Source organism: Streptomyces sp. NRRL S-646 (assembly GCF_000720765.1).
GTDB lineage: Bacteria > Actinomycetota > Actinomycetes > Streptomycetales > Streptomycetaceae > Streptomyces.
The window spans coordinates 1-232 of record NZ_JODC01000147.1 but is presented as its reverse complement, the minus strand read 5'-3'; the positions used below and the strand labels follow the sequence as shown (position 1 = coordinate 232).

The following is a 232-nucleotide window of genomic DNA, read 5'->3' as shown; positions in this document are numbered from 1 at the left end:
CGCGGTCGGAGGACCGTTCCCGTCGTGCGGGTGTGTCGTCCTTCGGTATCAGTGGCACCAATGCCCATGTGATCCTCGAAGAGGCTCCCGAGGTGTCGGTGGAGGTGGTTGAGGCGCCGTCCGGGCCGGTGCCGGTGCCGGTGGTGGTGTCGGGTGCGAGTGCGGCGGCGTTGCGGGGTCAGGCGGAGCGGCTGGCGGCGTGGCTGTCGTCCGGTTCGGGGCTGTCGCACCG

The 232-nt window shown here is 71.6% G+C and carries 1 protein-coding gene; it reads left to right on the top strand.

Annotated features, from left to right (window positions below):
* Nucleotides 1-32: 32 nt before the first annotated feature.
* The coding region (locus IH68_RS51555) for a ketoacyl-synthetase C-terminal extension domain-containing protein (RefSeq protein ID WP_037886841.1) at nt 33-232 on the top strand (200 nt) is incomplete at its 3' end.